General features: G+C 64.6%; 3 protein-coding genes and 1 pseudogene. 2 read left to right on the forward strand and 2 right to left on the reverse strand.

Translation table 11 applies throughout. From position 1 onward, the window contains the following. Both NLR35_RS33690 and NLR35_RS33695 read left to right on the forward strand, forming a co-directional pair. A pseudogene (locus NLR35_RS33690) lies at nucleotides 1-198 on the forward strand (DUF1850 domain-containing protein); the annotation flags it as partial. A 95-nt stretch (nucleotides 199-293) separates the two neighbouring features. Continuing rightward, the gene (locus NLR35_RS33695) at nucleotides 294-1100 is read left to right on the forward strand and encodes an SDR family NAD(P)-dependent oxidoreductase (RefSeq protein WP_257170852.1); all 807 of its coding nucleotides are present in this window, start codon (nucleotides 294-296) and stop codon (nucleotides 1098-1100) included. A 188-nt stretch (nucleotides 1101-1288) separates the two neighbouring features. Here NLR35_RS33695 and NLR35_RS33700 read toward each other — a convergent pair whose 3' ends face one another. Continuing rightward, nucleotides 1289-2059, reverse strand: a complete 771-nt coding sequence (locus NLR35_RS33700; protein WP_257170853.1) for a hypothetical protein — start codon at nucleotides 2057-2059, stop codon at nucleotides 1289-1291. A gap of 44 nt (nucleotides 2060-2103) precedes the next feature. Continuing rightward, a partial coding sequence (locus tag NLR35_RS33705) for a cation:proton antiporter (protein ID WP_374940880.1) occupies nucleotides 2104-2661 on the reverse strand: 558 nt, incomplete at its 5' end.

Raw genomic sequence — 2661 nt, forward strand, 5'->3', positions numbered from 1 at the left:
CCCGAGGCGAGGCTGGTCAACGGCTGGTTTCAGTGGACGCCCGAGCAGGCACCGATGCCGGAGGTCGTGCTCGGCAATTCCGACGCTGCGGGCGAGTGGCGGCTGTGCCAGGACGGACGTTGCCGGACATTGTCGGAGATTGTCGGGCATCCCATTGGTGCTAACGTCACCACGATGAGCGTCTGCAAGGATCAATAGAGTCTGAGCCCGGATCAGCGTAGCGACATCCGGGAATGACGGCCCCGGATGTCGCTACGCTGATCCGGGCTACGAGAAAACAGGGGAGACACGCGATGAACAGGCTCAAGGGCAAGGTTGCGATGGTGGTGGGCGCCGGCTCGATCGGCCCAGGCTGGGGCAACGGCAAGGCGACCGCCGTGACCTTCGCGCGCGAGGGCGCGCAGGTGTTTTGTGTCGATCGCAACGGCGCCGCGGCCGAAGAGACCGCGGAGATCATCACCGGCGAGGGTGGGAAGGCGACGGCGTTCACCGCCGACGTGTCGCGCTCCGCCGAGATCGAGGCGATGGTGGCGGCGTGCCTGAAGGCTTATGGCCGCATCGACGTGCTCGACAACAATGTCGGCATCGCCGAGATGGGCAGCGTGGTCGAAGTCAGCGAGGAGAGCTGGGACCGCGTCTTCGCGGTCAACCTCAAGAGCGCCTATTTCACCATGAAGCATGTCATCCCCGTCATGGTGAAGCAGGGCGGCGGCTCGATCATCAACATCTCCTCGATCGCCTCGATCCGCCACATGGGCATTTCCTACGTCACCTACGGCACCTCCAAGGCGGCGATGAACCAGATGACGCGCACCACCGCGATCGAATTCGCCCGCCATCACGTGCGCGTCAACGCGATCCTGCCCGGCCTGATGAAGACGCCGATGGTGGAGCATTCCGCTGGACTTGCGAACAGCTACGCCAAGGGTGACGTCGAGGCGATGTGGCGCGCCCGCGACGCGCAAGTGCCGATGGGCCACATGGGCGACGCCTTCGACGTCGCCAACGCCGCGCTGTTCCTGGCCTCGGACGAATCGAAATACGTCACCGGGATCGAGCTGGTCGTGGACGGCGGCATCACCTGCAAGGCGGGCGCTTAAAGCAATATCGAGAGTCCCGTCATCCTGAGGTGCGAGGCGCGCGATGCAGAGCATCGCGCGGGGAGCCTCGAAGGATGAGCGGCCCCGCTGCGGCAGCCGGACCGTCGCCCTTCGAGGGCCGCTGAAGGAGCGGCCACCTCAGGGTGACGGATCTTGCATTCAGGCTTGTGCGGGACGACGGCAGCGAATTACTGCGCCAGCGCCAGGATCCCGCCGGCGAAAGCGTGCCATGCGGCGGTTTCGCTGACCGGCCAGTTCAGCACCTTCACGGCGAGCAAGGCGAGCGTGCCGTAGATATAGACCGGGTGCACGCGACCCATGGTGCGCCACTCGTGCACCATGGCTACGACGAGCAGGAGCGAAGCAACCACCGCCGGCGCGATCGTCACCGGCACGGGCGGCGGGCCGGGCGGCCCGGGAGGCGCGAGGAACGTCAGGAACCAGCGCGCGATCGCGGCATCGAGGATCGAGACCGCCGCGAGCAGCATCAGGCGTTTGTGAATCTCGGGCCTGCGCGTATTCATGATCGCCAGCACAAACACTATCGCGAAGAATGCGATGCCGCTCATCGGCACGATCGAGAAGCTGATGCCGGCATCGAGTTGCCCGAGCGCGGCGGAATGCTTCATCACATGGACGGATGCGAGGAAGCCGAAGATCGTCATCGCGGTCGCGAGCGATACGCCGGCAATGCCGAGCGAACGGTGATTGACCACGCGGCCCGAGGCCGCGAGCCAGGTCTGCAGCACGAAGTAGACAGACCAGGTGAAGAACAAGAAGGCGTGGAAGTGAATCACCGGACCGGCGGAAAAGGTCCGATTGGCAAGCGGCACGAAATAGGTCGGCGCAAAGCCGAGAAATGCGGTGGCCGCGCAGGCCAGTGCCATATGGAAATAAAAATATCGTGCAGGCGACGCATCACGCGCGCGTACACGACGGTCGTCGGTCAATGTCGTCATCTGGGATGTGTCTATAGACGCGGCATTTGGTTCAATGCCCGAAACTATCCGCCTGCGCTCAATTCCGCGCGATCGAGCTCCTCCTCGAGCCGATGGAACGCATCGTCGCCGATGATCTCGGTGGCGCGCAAGCCAAACAGTGATTTGCGCGCGGCGGCGATGGCGCGCAGGCGGAGATGATCGGCCGGCAGCCGTCCGTCGGGGATGCCGCCATGGGGATTGTCGTCGGCCTGCATCAGGATGGCGCGATATTCGAGCCGCAGCATCTCCGCCTCCTCCGAGGGATCGTCCTCGATCGCATCGAGGGCGGCGCGATAAGCGACGGCGCGGGCGCGCGCGACCTCGATGCCGACGGGATCATCGTCCTTGAGGCCGAAGGCGAGGATCAGCGGCCGCAGCGTCAAGCCCTGGATCACCAGCGATCCCAACACCACCGCGAATGCGATGAAGACGATGAAGTCGCGATAGGGAAAGTTCTCCGGCAGGGCAAAGGCAGTCGCAAGCGTGACGATCCCGCGCATGCCGCACCAGGAGATGATGAGGCCGCCTTTCGGCGAGGCCACCGACTTGGGATCGGCCGGATGATAGATCCCGCGCACGAT

It is taken from the genome of Bradyrhizobium sp. SRS-191, assembly GCF_024586915.1.
Lineage (GTDB): Bacteria > Pseudomonadota > Alphaproteobacteria > Rhizobiales > Xanthobacteraceae > Bradyrhizobium.